The sequence below is a fragment of the Saccharopolyspora oryzae genome (assembly GCF_027853915.1).
In the GTDB taxonomy this organism is placed as follows: Bacteria; Actinomycetota; Actinomycetes; order Mycobacteriales; family Pseudonocardiaceae; genus Saccharopolyspora; species Saccharopolyspora oryzae.
Genome location: NZ_JAQGLA010000081.1, coordinates 1 through 14,567 on the forward strand (window position 1 = coordinate 1; position 14,567 = coordinate 14,567).

At 71.1% G+C, this 14,567-nt stretch carries 11 protein-coding genes; 4 read left to right on the forward strand and 7 right to left on the reverse strand.

What is annotated here, in order from left to right; genetic code table 11:
* Together OU415_RS31225 and OU415_RS31230 are read right to left on the reverse strand one after the other, a co-directional pair.
* Positions 1 to 633 (reverse strand): alcohol dehydrogenase catalytic domain-containing protein (locus OU415_RS31225; protein WP_270953050.1); only part of this gene is annotated, 633 nt, incomplete at its 3' end.
* Positions 634 to 671: 38 nt separating this feature from the next.
* Positions 672 to 3,806 carry a bifunctional cytochrome P450/NADPH--P450 reductase gene (locus OU415_RS31230; RefSeq protein ID WP_270953051.1) on the reverse strand — a complete coding sequence of 1,045 codons (3,135 nt, stop codon included), beginning with the start codon at positions 3,804 to 3,806 and terminating at the stop codon, positions 672 to 674.
* 186 nt (positions 3,807 to 3,992) lie between these two features.
* On the opposite strand from OU415_RS31230, the gene OU415_RS31235 reads away from it, so the two are divergent.
* Entirely contained in the window at positions 3,993 to 4,658 is a 666-nt protein-coding gene (locus tag OU415_RS31235; RefSeq protein ID WP_270953052.1) for a PAS domain-containing protein, read from the forward strand.
* Here the strand turns inward: OU415_RS31235 and OU415_RS31240 are convergent.
* Both OU415_RS31240 and OU415_RS31245 read right to left on the reverse strand, forming a co-directional pair.
* Entirely contained in the window at positions 4,598 to 4,978 is a 381-nt protein-coding gene (locus tag OU415_RS31240) for a hypothetical protein (RefSeq protein ID WP_270953053.1), read from the reverse strand. The two genes, OU415_RS31235 and OU415_RS31240, sit on opposite strands and share 61 nt — an antisense overlap.
* 120 nt (positions 4,979 to 5,098) lie before the next feature.
* Entirely contained in the window at positions 5,099 to 6,025 is a 927-nt protein-coding gene (locus OU415_RS31245) for a LysR substrate-binding domain-containing protein (protein WP_270953054.1), read from the reverse strand.
* 73 nt (positions 6,026 to 6,098) lie between these two features.
* On the opposite strand from OU415_RS31245, the gene OU415_RS31250 reads away from it, so the two are divergent.
* The gene (locus OU415_RS31250) at positions 6,099 to 7,475 is read left to right on the forward strand and encodes an MFS transporter (RefSeq protein WP_270953055.1); all 1,377 of its coding nucleotides are present in this window, start codon (positions 6,099 to 6,101) and stop codon (positions 7,473 to 7,475) included.
* Positions 7,476 to 7,859: 384 nt separating this feature from the next.
* Positions 7,860 to 9,218, forward strand: a complete 1,359-nt coding sequence (locus OU415_RS31255; RefSeq protein WP_270953056.1) for an MFS transporter — start codon at positions 7,860 to 7,862, stop codon at positions 9,216 to 9,218.
* A gap of 26 nt (positions 9,219 to 9,244) precedes the next feature.
* Here the strand turns inward: OU415_RS31255 and OU415_RS31260 are convergent, their stop codons facing one another.
* From OU415_RS31260 to OU415_RS31270, 3 genes are all read right to left on the reverse strand, one after another.
* Positions 9,245 to 10,123 carry a LysR family transcriptional regulator gene (locus OU415_RS31260; RefSeq protein ID WP_270953057.1) on the reverse strand — a complete coding sequence of 293 codons (879 nt, stop codon included), beginning with the start codon at positions 10,121 to 10,123 and terminating at the stop codon, positions 9,245 to 9,247.
* Positions 10,124 to 10,143: 20 nt separating this feature from the next.
* Positions 10,144 to 12,504, reverse strand: a complete 2,361-nt coding sequence (locus OU415_RS31265) for an arylsulfatase (protein ID WP_270953059.1) — start codon at positions 12,502 to 12,504, stop codon at positions 10,144 to 10,146.
* Positions 12,505 to 12,843: 339 nt separating this feature from the next.
* Positions 12,844 to 13,644: an alpha/beta fold hydrolase gene (locus OU415_RS31270; protein WP_270953061.1), complete on the reverse strand. Its 801-nt coding sequence runs from the start codon at positions 13,642 to 13,644 to the stop codon at positions 12,844 to 12,846.
* 151 nt (positions 13,645 to 13,795) lie between these two features.
* On the opposite strand from OU415_RS31270, the gene OU415_RS31275 reads away from it, so the two are divergent.
* A complete protein-coding gene (locus OU415_RS31275; protein WP_270953062.1) occupies positions 13,796 to 14,386 on the forward strand; it encodes a TetR/AcrR family transcriptional regulator in 591 nt (196 codons plus the stop codon).
* Positions 14,387 to 14,567 lie beyond the last annotated feature (181 nt).

A 14,567-nucleotide genomic window follows, 5' to 3' on the forward strand; every position in this document is an offset into this window, starting at 1 on the left:
GGCGAGGGCTCGGTCCCGAGCGCCGGGCAGCGGGTCGACGGCGAGGATCGGTGCAGCACCGGCCACCCGGGCGAGCTGGATGCCGTGGGCTCCCAACCCACCCGCGCCCCAGATGCCCACCGCCTGGGCCGGGCGAACGTCGCCGGTGCCCACGACAGCGGCGTAGGGGGTGGAGACCGCGTCCGGGATGATCGCCGCCTGGTCGAAGGGCAGGTTGTCCGGGATCGGGGCGAGGGTGTCCTCGCGGGCGATCGCGTACTGCGCCCAACCACCGTCGTAGTCGACGCCGCGGGTGCGGGCCAGGAGGCAGGGCGCGCGGCGGCGACGGCAGTTGGCGCACTCACCGCAGCTCTGCCCGGCCTGCAGCGCCACCCGCGTGCCGGTGGTCCAGTCGCCGCGCAGGTCGGGGCCGAGCGAGTGGATCACCCCGGCCACCTCGTGCCCGAGGGTGATCTCCTCGACCGGCACGAACGGCTTCAGGCTGCCGTCGATCAGGTGCACGTCGGACAGGCACACGCCGGCCGCCTTGACTTCGACCAGCACCTCCCCGGGGCCGGGGACGGGCACCGGGACCTCTTCGACGCGGAACCTTCCGCTCGGCACGTGCAGACGTCCGGCGAGCATGGTGTTCATGGGATGGGAACCTCCGATTCTGCGAGGGGGTTGACGGCTCAGCGCGCGGCGTAGACGTCCTCGATGTAGCGGCCGTCGGCGACCAGCGAGTCGAGCCAAGCGGTGGCATCACCGCCCGCTCGTTCGGCGTAGATGGCCCGGAAGGCGTCGCGCACGCCGGGGGCCATCCGATTTCCGTCGCCGCAGACGTAGATCTTCGCCCCGGCGCCGATCAGCTGCCACAGCTCGTCGGCCTCGGCGGCGATGCGGTGCTGGACGAACGCCTGCCCGTCGACCGGCGCCTCGCTGAAGGCCGGGCGCATCTGGACCGCACCGGCCAGCTCGGCGGCGCGCAGTTCGGCGCCGTGCAGGTAGTCCGCGTCCGGGGCGTCGCAGCCGAAGTAGCAGAGCGCCGGGGCGAGCACGGCGCCGTCGGCCGCGAGGGCGAGCCGGTCGGCGATCGCGCCCCGGAAGGGGGCCAGACCGGTGCCTGCCGAGATCATGATCACCGGGGTGTCGTGGTCGATCCGGAAAGCGGCCCGGCACGGCTGGATCCGCGCGAGCACGGTGTCACCGGCGCGCACGGTGTTCAGGTAGCCCGAACCCGTGCCGCGGTAGGTGCCCCGTCCGGACCGCGCGGGCGCTTCGAGCAGCGAGACCATCAGGTCGACGTGGCTCGGGTCGTTGGCCGGCGAGGACGAGACCGAGTAGTGGCGCGGCCGGATCGGCGGCAGCAGGTCCAGCAGGACCGGCCAGGTCAGGACTTCACCCAGCGCGGGGTAGTCCTCGACGACGTCCAGCAAGCTGCGGTGGTCGGCGTCCTCGGCCAGAGCCCGCAGGGCCTGCTGCTCGGGCGGGCACGGGTTGAGCTCGGCGAGGACGGTCAGCTGCTCGCTGGTCGGCCGGTCCTGCAGCTCGACGTGCCGGGTGAGCAGTTCGCGCGCAGTCACCGGCCGGTCGACCGCGATGCCGCGCGGACCGCTGGGCACGATGGTGAGGACGGTGTCCAGGTCGATCCGCAGGATCCGGGCAGCGCGTTCGACGAGGGCCGGATCGTTGGCCGGGAGCACGGTGAGGTGGTCCGCGGTCCGGTAGTTCGCCCCCTCCGGCAAGGCAAGCCGCACGAACTGCTTGGCGCGCGAGTAGCCGGGGCTGGTGAGGCTGCTGGTCTCGGTGACCATCATCGGCGTCATGCCGTGCCGGGCGGCCAGCGCGTCCAGCGGACCACCGGTGACCTCGGTGACGACGTGAGCAGGACCGGCCGGGGCAGGACCAGCGCCGATCGTGGCCGGATCGCCGTGCTCCTCGAGCACTTTGCCGCACAGCGCGGCGGTGAACGCCTTGACCGCGCCGGTCAGATCGCCTGCGGCATCGGCCTCCGCGCGCTCCAGCAGCCGGGTTCCGCCGAGGGCGGCCAGCCGGTCGTCGATGAGCGTGGGAATGCGCTGGTAGGTGGCGGACCAGTTGCGGTCGCCGACGCCCAGCACCGCGTAGGTGACGCCGTCGGCGGCGCCGGGTTCCGCGGTCTCCAGCCACTGGACGAACTCGGCCGCGTCGTCGGTCGGCTGACCGTTGTAGGAAGCGGCGGTGATGACGACGAGCCGGTCAGTGGGCAGGGCGCCGGTGTGCGCGTCGAGCGGGGCGACGGCCGTGTCGCAGCCGATCTCGGCGGCGGCTTCGGCCAGCTGGGCCGCGAAGTCCTGGCAGGTCCCGTAGTTGGAGCCGTGCAGCAGGAGCATCCCGGTCCCCTGCTGGACGCGGGCGGGCAGTGCGCTGTCCTCGACCGGTACTTCAGCGGCGCGAGCCGGCTTGGCGACGCGGTCCGCCGAGGTGCGCCGGGCCAGGGCGAGGGTGAAGCCCTCTGGCTTGATCGTCAGCGTCTGCTTGAGCTGCATCCGGTAGTCGGCGTGGTCGAGCAGCCGGTAGCGGTGCACCAGCATCGCGAGCAGCATGGTGGCCTCGTGCAGGGCGAACTGCCTGCCGATGCACGCGCGCTCCCCCGTCCCGAACGGCTTGAACGCGTGCGGGGAGCGCGCCGCCTCGACGTCGGGGTCGAAGCGCGAGGGGTCGAACAGCTCGGGGTTGTCGCCCCAGACCGGATCCCGGTGCAGCATCGGGGTCACCACCGACGCCCACTGCCCGGCCCGCATCGGGATGCCGCCGAGGACGGTGTCGTGGCGGGCCTGGCGCGAGAACCCGGGCGCCGGCGGGAACATCCGCAGCGTCTCGTTGAGCACCTGCCGCGTGTACTGCAGACGGCCGACGTCCTCGAAGGTCGGCTCCGGATCGGACTGGTCGCCCCACAGCTCGTCCACCTCGCGCTGCACCAGGCGCAGCGCGGTCGGGTGCTTGACCAGGTTGTGCAGGGCGAAGGACATGGTGCCGGAGGTGGTCTCGTGCCCGGCGATCAGGAAGGTGATGACCTGGTCGCGGATGTTGGCCAGGTCGAGGGTGGTGCCGTCCGAGGGGTGGGTGGCGCCGAGCATCAGCCCCAGCAGGTCGTCGCCCTCCGGCGCACCAGCAGCGGTGCGCTCCGCGATGACCTCGTCCACCACCGAGGCGAGGAAGGCCGCGTCGGCGCGGAACGCCGCGTCGGTCTGCGCGTGGTCGCCGTCCGGGTCGCGGCTGAGCTTGGTCATCGACCAGTGCAGGCAGCGCACCAGGGCGTCGACGAACGGGTGCGGTTCGTCCCGCTCGAACGAACCGAAGTCGTACCCGAAACCGGCCAGGCCGATGGTGTCCAGCGTCATCCGGGTCATGTCGTCGGGCACGTCGACCGGTCGTCCGGCCGCGCACCTGCGGTCCCAGGACTCGATCAGCCGGCGGGCGACGCGCAGCATCACCGGGTGGTAGGTGCGCATCGACCCGAGCGCGAAGGCGGGCATCAGGATGTCGTGCGCCTTCGCCCAGTTCGGCTCGTCGCCGTAGGCGGTGAACAGGCCGTCGTGGGTGAACTCGCGGACGTTCTCCAGCGCCGGCCCGATGGCCTTGGCGAACCGCTGCTCGTCGGAGAGCTCGGTGACCAGGTCCAAGCTGCTGACGAACAGCGCGTCGTTGCCGTGCTGGCGCTGGACGAACGCCGGACCGTGCTCCCTGAGCAGCCGCATCGTCCGCAGGACGGGCGTTCTGGTCGGGGAGTCGGACACGTCGACGACGGGGATGCCGAACTGCGGGGGGAGCAAAGTCGCGGCCATGAGGGGACGAACCGCCTTCTGTGTTGGGGGGAGGAACCGCCGAGGGGCGCGTTTCCAGCCGTCCCCTCAACACTCGCCCCCGGCGAACCCCCGAGACCGCCACCGCACTACATAATCGTGTAGTGCGTCGGCGCGCGCCGGCCTTGCCAAACCGACCGAGATGCGCAACGCGGCGAGGGGAATCCGATGAGCCACCAGCACGGTTCCCGGTCCGCTGAGGACTGGCACCGGGAAGCGATCACCTGGCGCAACCGCGCCATCCTGCTGCTCGACCACCTGCCGCTACCGGTCGCGCTCTGCGACCCCGACGGCGCGATCCTGCTGGCGAACCCGGCGATGGCAGCGGAATGGGGCATGCTCCCGGGCCAGATGCGCGGCCGCAACGCCCTGGACTTCTTCCGCCCCCGCACGACGGCCCGACTCCACCCGATCGCCGAAGCCGTCCGCCTGCGCCGCAGGTCCCGCTACCCGCTCGAGGTCACCTGGACCCCGCCGAGCGGCGTCGAGCGCTACGGCGAGGTGGACGTGGACCCGGTCAGCGACACCCCAGGCGCTCCCACCGCCCTGATGCTCGTGCTCCGAGTCCTGGGCGAACACACGGAACCCGTCCCTGAACCCGCGCCCGCCGCAAGCGAAATCGAGGCCAGGATCCTCGCCCTGGCGGCAAGCGGCGACACAACACCGCGAATCGCAAGAGCGGTGGGCCTCACCGTCGACGGAGTCAACTACCACCTGACCCAACTCTCCCGCCGCTGGCACGTACGAGGCAGAACAGCCCTGGTAGCCCGCGCCTACACGCTGAACGTCCTCGACCCCGAATCCTGGCCCCCAGCCCCCACCGAGCCCGGATGACCACCGAAGTCCGCCCAGGACAGCCCTTCACGCACGGCGTCCTCGTCGAACACGCTCAGGCTCGAGCTGCTGGAGATGTGGGAGCTTTCCGAGGAGTCCTCAGGGCGCTCCGGCATGTCGCTGAGCACGACGGCTCCGTAGACGAAGCCTCCCGCCGCCACGAAGAAACCCAGGCGCTGCACCACGAACGCCGCACCCGACGGCTCATTGGCATCCGGATCCGAATAGCGCCAGGAATCCAGGAACCGCCACAACGCGTGCTGGTCCACGCAGCCCAGCACGAACATGAGAACGGCCAGCAGCACGCACACGAAAGCCACGACACTCCTTCGAGAGCAGGGAGTTCCAGCGCCCCGCCTCCATCGGACCGCGCACCGGGTGCGACGTTCCAGGCACCCGTTCGGTTCCCGCTGCAGGACCTGGACGAGCGCCACCACCATCTACTTCGGACAGTCCTTCAAGGCTTTCAGGCGAGATGCCGTCGCGGTGATGGTTTCGAGGGAGGCAGCTACTGCCGGGTGGTCGCGGCGGCCCCGGCGGGTTGCGGCGGTGAGCCGGCGGGCCGGGGCCGGTTCTCCGTGGAGGGGTAGGCGGACCACGGGCCAGTCTTCGTGGAGCCGGGCGAGGCGGGGCACCAGGATGATGCCGAAGTCGTGGGCCACCAACGCCGTTCCGGTGTCCCACTCGTTGGCGTAGTGGGCGATGTTCGGGGTGAAACCCGCTGCCGTGCAGGCCGTTCGGACGAGGTCGTGGTAGGTGCTGCCGGGGAGGCCGACGATCCACTTCTCGTCGGCGGCGTCGGCGAGGGTGACGGCGGGGAGTTCCGCCAGGCGGTGCCCCTCGGGCACCACCAGGTCCAGCGGGTCGTCGAGCAGCGGTTGCTGGTCGAAGCGCTCGTCGGCCGTGGACGGCGTCTCGGCCGAGTTGATCACCAGGGCGAGGTCCGCTTCTCCGGCGAGCAGCAAGTCGAAGCAGCGGGCCGGTTCGGCTTCGATCACCCGGACCTGCAGGTGCGGATGGCGTTCCCGCAGCGCCGCGGCCGCAGGCGGCAGCAGGTTGGTTGCAGCAGTGGAGAACCCGCACAAGGTGAACGAACCGGTCGGCTCCTCGGCGATCGACGCGAGCTCCGCCCGGGCACGTTCGACCTGGGCCTGCAGCGCTTCCGCGTGGCGCAGCACCGTTCGCGCCGCGGCGGTCAGCTGGATGCCGCGGCCCCGCTGGGTCACCAGCTCAACGCCGAGCTCCTCGGCCAGCTGCCGGAGCTGGTACGACACCGCCGAAGGCGTGTAGTGCAGCGCGGCGGCAGCAGCGGTGACCGTGCCGTGGTGGGCCACCAGCTGGAGCACCTTCAGCTTCGGATCGAGCATTCAACAATTCTGCACAATCGGGTCGAGAATCGTTTGATTCTCTTTCCGAGTCATCGCCGCCAAGCTGGACGTCGTGACCCTCGCGAACCCTCCTGCCCTCATCGACCACCGCGACCGCGCACGCGAAGTGCGCACCGGCCTGTACGTGCTGGTCGTGCTCACGGCCGGGGCTTACCTGCCGAGCCCGCTGTACCCGGCCTACCAGGAGGCGTTCGCGGTCAGCGACCTCGCCATGACGTTGATCTACGCGACGTTCGCGCTGGTCAGCGCACCTGCGCTGCTGCTGTTCGGGTCAGCGTCGGACGCGCTGGGGCCTCGGTCGGTGCTGCGGGCCAGCATCGTGCTGGCCGCGGTCGGTTCGGCCTGCTTCGTCTTCGCGTCCGGTCTGGAGTGGCTCCTGGCCGGACGGGCCGCGCAGGGGCTCGCGCTGGGCGCGGCGACCGGGGCGGCCAGCTCGTTGATCAGCGAGCGCGCCCGCGGCCACTACCGCCTGAGCGGGTCGGTGCTGGCCAGCACCGCTTTCGTGGCGGGCACCGCCGCGGGACCGATCACCGGCGGCGTGCTCGCCCAGTACGCACCGGCGCCCCAGGTCCTGCCGTTCCTCCTGCACCTGGCGCTTCTCTGGCTCGGCTGGCACCGCGTCGCGAACCTCGCCGGAAGCGCACCGGGGCTCGGCCGCTGGAAGCCCACCCGCCCGCAGATCCCGCCGGGGATCCGACTGCTGTTCACCATGGCCGCGGCGACCGGATTCCTCGCCTGGACGGTGGCGGGCTTGTTCCTAGCGGTCATCCCGGCCCTGCTCGACCGGGCCGTCGCGGGCAACCAGGCGGTGATCGGCGGCATCTTGGGTGCGGTGCTGATCTGCTCGGTGCTGACCCAACCGCTCGTGCCCCGGATCAGCACGCGGTACGCGCAGCTCACCGGGCTCGGCGGGCTCCTGGTCAGCCTCGGGCTGCTGGCCGTGGACGCCGGCGGTTCGATCCCGATCACCCTGGTGGCAGCTGTGGTGGCCGGTGCCGGGCACGGCTTGGCCTACGGGGGTGCGGCAGCCGCCATCGACGCGGTCGCACCGGAAGGCGAACGCGGCGCGATCACCGGCGCGCTGCACCTCGCCTTCTACTCGGGCGCCGGGGTTCCCGCCATCGCGGTCGGGCTCGTGACGCTCGAGCACCCGCTGAGCACTGCGACCTCCTGGGTGACCGCGGCCGCGGCGGGGCTCGTCCCCCTGGTCGCCGCGGTGATCGTGCTCGCCCACCGCCGGAACACTGAGCGCCTGATTCGCCTGAACAGCACGGGATCCGGGCGCGTCCCACGGCGGCCGATGGTCCGAAGTGGACTCTCGAAGCAGCACGCGCCGGCGGAACCGCGACGCACAGCCCCTCCGAGGCGCGGGAACTGCCGACGCGCTGCGCGGAAAAAATCAGTTGCCCGTGCGGCACGCCATGTTTAGCCTTCTCGGTACACAGGAAAGGAGGTGGTCCGACGTTGAACGACATCAGGACTTGTGAGGTGGCTGTCCGCTAGGACCGCCTACGGCAATCCTGCCGACCCGACGCGTGATGGTCCCTCCGGGATCCTGCGCGGGTGATGCGGTCGGCGAATACCAGGCAGCTACCCGGCCCCGGGACCCCGAACTGAGTCCGGTTCGGCCCGCGCGGAGAGATCCGGCGGGAAACGGTCCCGGGGTCGCTGCTGTCCGGACGGTTCCGGAGAACCTCACCGGGGCGATGCGCGATACGGAATTCCCTTATGCCGCTCAGGGATTCACCACTGGGTGCGCCCAGCGCGAATTCCTAACGTGTCGGAGACCACTGGCCCTGCGTGAGGACGCCCGATGACTTCGACCCACCGATCAGCGGAACAGCATTCCGACGTGCTGCGGGTGGGGGTGGCCGCTGGAGTCGGCACCTCCCTGGAGCTGTACGACTTCACCATCTACGGCACCGCGGCGGCGCTCGTGTTCGGCGACGTCTTCTTCAAGACCGGCGACGCCTGGCTGGGCACCTTCCTCAGCCTCACCACCTTCGCCGCCGGGTTCCTGATGGCTCCGCTCGGTGCCGCCCTCTTCGGCTGGATCGGTGACCGGAAGGGCCGCCGCACCGCGCTGACCGGCGCATTCCTGCTGATGGGCTTGGCGACGCTGGGCATGGGCGTGCTGCCCTCCTACGCCGCCATCGGCGTCTCCGCGCCGATCATGCTCGTCACGCTGCGGCTGCTGCACGGCGTCGCCCGCGGCGGGGAGAACGCCGGGGCCGCGGTGCTCGCGATCGAGCACGCGCCTGAGCGGTCGCGCGGCCTGTACGGGTCGTTCGTCGCCCTCGGCTCGCCGGTCGGGACCATCCTGGCGAACATCGCCTTCGCCCTGGTCCTGTTCCTGCCGGACGAGGACGTGCGGGACTGGGGATGGCGACTGCCGTTCCTGGTCGGCGGCCTGGTCCTGGCCGTCGGGTTGTGGGTGCGCCGCGGTGTGGCGGAGAGCCCGGTCTTCCAGAAGATGGTCGCCGACGAGTCGCACGACGGCCGCTCCCGGCAACCGCTGCGGGACGTGATCAAGACCCACTGGCGCCTCATCCTGCAGACCGCCGGGATCAACATCGGCCTGACCGCCACCACGTTCACGCTGGTGACGTTCATGCTGTCCTACGCCACCGCCGGCGCCCCCGAAGGGCTCGGGCTGCCCCGCCAGGAGATCGTGAACGGCTCGCTGCTGGGGCTGGCCTGCCACGCGATCCTCAACCTGGTCTCCGCGTGGCTGTCCGACCGCATCGGCCGCAAGCCGGTCATGCTCGCCGGGGTTCTGCTGTCCCTGGCCGCGGCGCTGACGATGTTCCCGATCGCCTCGGGCGGCACCGTCGCCGCCGTCAACACGGCCGTCGTCCTGGGCTTCTCCGCGACCGGCGTCCTCTTCGGGCCGTTGTACACCACCTTCGCCGAGGCCTACCCCCGCGAGAAGCGGCAGTCCGGTGTCGGCATCGGATACCACCTCGGCGCCGTCCTCGGCGGCGGCATCACGCCCATGATCGCGAACCGGATCATCGCGGGCACCGGCGATCCGCTCAACGTCGGCTACTACCTGGCCGCCCTGCTGACGCTGTCCCTGCTCTGCCTGCTGCCCCTGCCCGAGACCGCCCCGGCCCGCCTGGCCAAGCGGGCGAAGCCGGTCGGCGAGGAGGCCGACGCGCTCCCGCGCTGAGTCCGCCGCGCTCCCGCCGCTGAACCTCAGCGGCGGGGGCGCTTGGTCGACGAGATCATCCGGACGAACTCGGCAGCCGCCGGGGAGAGCGGGCCCCGCCGCCAGAACAGGGCGCCGCGGCGGACGACCCGTGGCCGCAGCGGCAGCACCACCGCGCCACTTCCCTCCGCTTCCCTGGCCAGCGACCTCGGGAGCAGCGTCGCCCCGGCTCCGGCCAGCACCAGGGGCACGACCATCGCCTGGTGCGCCGTCTCCACCGCGACTCGCGGTCCCGCCACCGCGTCCTCGATGACTTCGCGCGTCGCCGTTCCGCGCGGGGTCGTGACCCAGGTCAGCTCGGCGAGTTCGGCGCGACCGAGGCGCTCCCGCTCCGCGAACCCGGACTTCGGAGGCAGCACCGCGAGGATCTCGCGCCCTTCGAGCACGACGTGCTCCAGCTCGGCGACCCCGTCCGCGGCGGAATCGGCCATGCCGAGCTCGGACTCTCCGCTGCGCACCGCGCTGGTGGCACCCGAACCCAGCTCGTGGTCGGACACGCGCACCTCGACGTTCGGACGGGTCCGCAGGAACGCGCCGAGCAGATCGGCGAGCGGATCCACCGCGAGCGTGGTCTGCGCGACGATGTCGAGCCGTCCAGCATCGAGCCCCAGCACCCGGCGCACCGAGTCCGCCGCGGTGCTGAAGTCGCGCATGACCTGCCGAGCAGGCTCCACCAGCGCCTCCCCGGCGGGGGTGAGCGCCACCCCGTGCGGGAGGCGGTGGAAGACCTTGCCGCCCAGCCGCTGCTCCAGGGAACCGATCGCGTGCGACAGCGAGGGCTGCGCGATCCGCAGCGCTTGGGCGGCGCCGGTGAAGCTCCCGCTCTCGGCGATCGCAAGGAAGTACTCCAGCTCCCGGCGTTCCACGCAGCTCCTCCCCGGCCCGCTCAGTCGTGGGCGGCCTTGAAGCGGGCCCGGTCCCGGTCCGCTTCGGCGTCGTCGTGCAGGTCGTCGCCGAGGTCGAGGCGGACCCAGCGCAGTTCTCCGGTGAACGCGTTGTCGGCCACCGGGTAGTCGTCGGTGACCGGGGTGGCGCGGTCGACGCCGATGTCGAAGGTCTCGTCGAAGGCGAAGTAGTACGGGATCGTCTTCGGGACCACGACCTCGCCGACCTGCTCGCCGTCGACGTGCAGCGTCACGTCACCGCCCTGGCCGACACCGCCGCCGTGGTAGGCGAAGTCCACCCGGATCTCGTGGCGACCGGCCGGGATCGGGGTGCGCGCCCGCGCGGTGCGCACGTCCAGGCCGAAGTAGTTGTAGGCGTAGCAGAGCCGGCCGTCGTGGAAGTACACCGACCAGCCACCGAAACGACCGCCCTGGGCGATGATCACCCCCGCTGCCCCGCCGCCGGTCTCGATCTCGGCGGTCACCGCGTGGGAGCGGTTCTTGACGTTCGGCGCGGTCTCCTCGGTGAGCCGCTTGGCGCCCGCGTGGAAGGTGATCGACCGGCGCTCCCCCATGAGGTCGAGCCGCCCGGCCTCCTTCGGGTTCTCCCGCTCGGTCATCCGGTCGTCGAGCGGGAACACCCCGTGCCGACCGGCCTCCACGAGGAACAGCTGCTTGAGCTCGTTCAGCTTTCCCGGGTGCTCGGCGGAGATGTCGCGCGCCTGCGTCCAGTCCACCGAGGTGTCGTAGAGCTCCCACTCGTCGTCGTCGAAGTAGCGGCGCTGCTCGCCCTGGACCATCTCCCACGGCGTGCCGTGGCGGGTCACCGCCATCCAGCCGTCGTGGTAGATGCCCCGGTTGCCGACCATCTCGAAGTACTGCACGCGGTGCCGGTCCGGCGCGTCGGGGGCGTTGAAGCTGTAGAGCATGCTGGTGCCCTCGATCGGCTTCTGCGCGATCCCGTCCACCTCGACCGGGTGCGGGATGCCCGCGGCCTCCAGCACGGTGGGCACCACGTCGATCACGTGGTGGAACTGGTGGCGCACCCCGCCCCGCTCGTCGATCCCCCGGGGCCAGTGCACGATCATGCCGTCCCGGGTGCCCCCGAAGTGCGAGGCGACCTGCTTGGTCCACTGGTAGGGCGTGTTCATCGCCAGCGCCCAGCCCACCGGGTAGTGCGCGTGGGTGGTGGCGTCGCCGAGGGCGTCGGCGTTGTCGACGATGAACTCGGCGCTGTCGGGGATGCCGCTGGCGAAGCGGTGCTCGTTGAGCGTGCCGCCGAGCCCTCCCTCGGCGGAGGCCCCGTTGTCGCCGAGGATGTAGATGAACAGCGTGTCGTCCAGCGCGCCGAGCTCCTCCAGCGCGTCCACGAGCCGCCCCACCTGGTCGTCGGTGTGCTCCGCGAAACCGGCGTAGAGCTCCATCAACGACGCGGCCGCCCGCTGCTCGGTCGCCGACAGCTCGTCCCAGTGCGGCACGCCTTCCGCCCACGGGGCCAGCTCGGCGTCCTCGGGGACCACGCCGAGTTCTTTCTGGCGCTGCAAGGTGATCTCGCGCTGCCGGTCCCAGCCGTGGTCGAACGCGCCCCGGTACTTGTCCCGGTACTCGCGGGGCACGTGGTAGGGCGCGTGGGTGGCGCCGAACGGCAGGTAGGCGAAGAACGGGTGGTCCGGTTTCAGGGACCGCTGGTCGCGCACCCAGTCGATCGCGTGGTCCACCAGGTCCTCCGACAGGTGGTAGCCGTCCTCCGGGCGGCGCGAGGGCTCCACCGGGGTCGTGCCGTCGAACAGCAGCGGGTACCAGTGGTTCATCTCGGCGCACAGGAACCCGTAGAACTTCTCGAAGCCCTCCCCCGTGGGCCACCGGTCGAACGGCCCCGCGGCGCTGACGTCCCGGGCGGGTGTCTGGTGCCACTTGCCGAAAGCCGCGGTGTTGTAACCGTTTCCGCGCAGCACCTGCGCCAGCGTGGCGGCGCTGCGGGGTCGGATGCCGTTGTAGCCGGGCGCGGCGCTGGCCATCTCGGTGGTCACGCCCATCCCGACCGAGTGGTGGTTGCGGCCGGTGAGCAGCGCCTGCCGCGTCGGCGAGCAGATCGCGGTGACGTGGAAGCGGCTGAAGCGCAACCCGTCGTCGGCGAGCCGTTCGGCGGTCGGCATCCGGCACGGGCCGCCGAACGCGCTGGGCGCGCCGAACCCCATGTCGTCGATGAGCACGACCACCACGTTCGGCGCCGACTCCGGCGGCCGCACCGGTTGCACGGGCTCGAACCGGGGCTGCTGGTCGCGCGCGTCCAGCGCGGTGGCCGAGGCGCCGACCTCGTCCGGGATCGGCAGGCGCTCGCGGGAGCGGACCGCATCGCTCATCCCAACCTCCTGGCATCGTCGAACCCGCGCAGCGGAACTGCTGGAAGAAGAATTGCGACCACCGGCTGCCCGGCGATCGCGGCAACCCTATCGAACCGAATTCGAACCACCAACCAGGCGAATGCCGGAACACCCGCGAACAACGGGAAACACCCAGCGTACGAGCAGGTCACGAAGCATTCGGACGGGCCCCAGACCAGTTTGGAATAAAATCCATAGAAAACGTCTATACCCCGCTCAACGGAGTATCAACAATCCCGTCGAATTTCGGCAACAGTCCGCTTTCCCGCCGAGCGGGACGAGCGCCATCGGCCGGCGCGGCGCCAGGTTCGAGGCCGCCTAGATCGTGGCGAGGAACGCCCGGACCGCAGCGGCGAACGCGTCAGGAGCGGCGGTGTGGACGAGGTGATCGGCATCCAGCTCGGCCGACTCGGTGCCCGCGCGGCGCTCGACCATGGCGACGACCTGCTCGGGCGGGATGACGCCCCTGGTGCCGTGCACCAGCAGAGCCGGACAGGCAGTGGCCGTCCAGTCGGCCCAGTGGTCACCGTGGACCTGCTCCTCGGACTCGTACATCTCCTGCGGGTGGAAGGGCAGGCGCCAGGCGCCGTCCGCGTCTTCCCGCAGCCGGTCGGAGAAGAACGGCGCTGCCGGCCCCAAACCCGCTATCAGCGCGTCACGGGTGGGCGCCCGGTAGGGCAGGTCCAGCAAGAAACCGAACGGGTTCACCCCGTCCAGGCCGAGCGCGGCGGAACCCTCGGCGTTGACGAGCGCGCTGACGCGCTCGGGGTTCCGGGCGGCGAACTGGTAGGCGTTGATGGCGCCGAGGGAGTGGCCGAGCAGCACGACATCGTCCAGCTCAAGGTGGTCCAGGAGCGCCTGGAGGTCGGCGAGATATCCCTCCCGCGAGTAGTCGGCGGCGCGGGCGGACTCCCCTTGGCCGCGCTGGTCCGGAGCGATCAGCCGCCACTCAGGAGCAAGCGCCTCGGCGAGGTGGGCGAACGCGGCGCCCTCGGACAGGTGGCCGTGCAGCGCGACCAGCAGGCGGCCCGTGCCGCCGAAGTCGAGGTAGGACAGCTTGCGGCCGTCGACGAGCAGATCGGCGCGGACGGCGGTGGCGGGCGTGGTGGTGCTGGTCATGCGGATCTCCTTCGTTCGGCGGCGATGGGACGGCGCCTCGGTGGCGATGACAGTAATGAGCATTTGGGCAAATGCGCAAGACGTTTGCGCAAGGCATTCGCCTAAGGCATGCGCCTTGTGCGCTCGATCCAATCTCCAGTAGCCTCCGACCATGGGAAATCGCGAAGACCTGCTCGCCGGAGCCCGCCGCTGCTTGGAGGACAAGGGCTGGGCGCGCACCACGGTCCGCGACATCTCGGCGGCGGCCGACGTCAGCATGGCCGCCATCGGCTACCACTTCGGCTCCCGCGAGGCGCTGCTCAACGCCGCGCTCATCGACGCCATCGACGAATGGGGCACCAGTGTCGGCCGCACCCTGGCGGGCTTCGCCTCGGAGGACGCCACGCCGGCCGAGCGCTACGAGGCGATGTGGGACCGGATCATCGAGTCCTTCTCCACCCACCGCACGCTGTGGCTCGCCTCGATCGAGGCGCTCACCCAAGCCGAGCACTCCGAAGACCTGCGCCGCTACCTCGCCGGGGGCCAGGCCCAGGGGCGACGGGGTCTGGCAGCCGTGCTCAGCGGCACGGCGGAGGACGCGGTCGACGACGCGGTGGCGCGCACCCTGGGCACCGTCCAGATGGCCATGCTCACCGGCGTGATGACGCAGTGGATCACCAACCCCGATCATGCCCCCACCGGCTCCGACATCGTCGCCGGACTGCGCGAGCTGGCACGCATCGTCGGACCCGATCACTCGTAAACCCGCTCGCGAATCACGTTCGACGGCACCGGAAAACGACCGACCGCCGACTCCGCGATCACGAACCCGCAGGCGCCAACTCGCGTCGGGGATCAACGGTGAACGGCCCGGCAGACACCGCTTCCAGGAAACTGCTGGCGGGCTGCTCGCTTCCTGGTGCCCGAACTCGGGCTCCGGGACC

Bases quoted from the DNA above. Each gene is read 5' to 3' on its own strand.
- OU415_RS31230 (WP_270953051.1), bottom strand. From the start codon at position 3,806: ATGGCCGCGACTTTGCTCCCCCCGCAGTTCGGCATCCCCGTCGTCGAC.
- OU415_RS31235 (WP_270953052.1), top strand. From the start codon at position 3,993: ATGAGCCACCAGCACGGTTCCCGGTCCGCTGAGGACTGGCACCGGGAA.
- OU415_RS31245 (WP_270953054.1), bottom strand. From the start codon at position 6,025: ATGCTCGATCCGAAGCTGAAGGTGCTCCAGCTGGTGGCCCACCACGGC.
- OU415_RS31255 (WP_270953056.1), top strand. From the start codon at position 7,860: ATGACTTCGACCCACCGATCAGCGGAACAGCATTCCGACGTGCTGCGG.
- OU415_RS31265 (WP_270953059.1), bottom strand. From the start codon at position 12,504: ATGAGCGATGCGGTCCGCTCCCGCGAGCGCCTGCCGATCCCGGACGAG.
- OU415_RS31270 (WP_270953061.1), bottom strand. From the start codon at position 13,644: ATGACCAGCACCACCACGCCCGCCACCGCCGTCCGCGCCGATCTGCTC.
- OU415_RS31275 (WP_270953062.1), top strand. From the start codon at position 13,796: ATGGGAAATCGCGAAGACCTGCTCGCCGGAGCCCGCCGCTGCTTGGAG.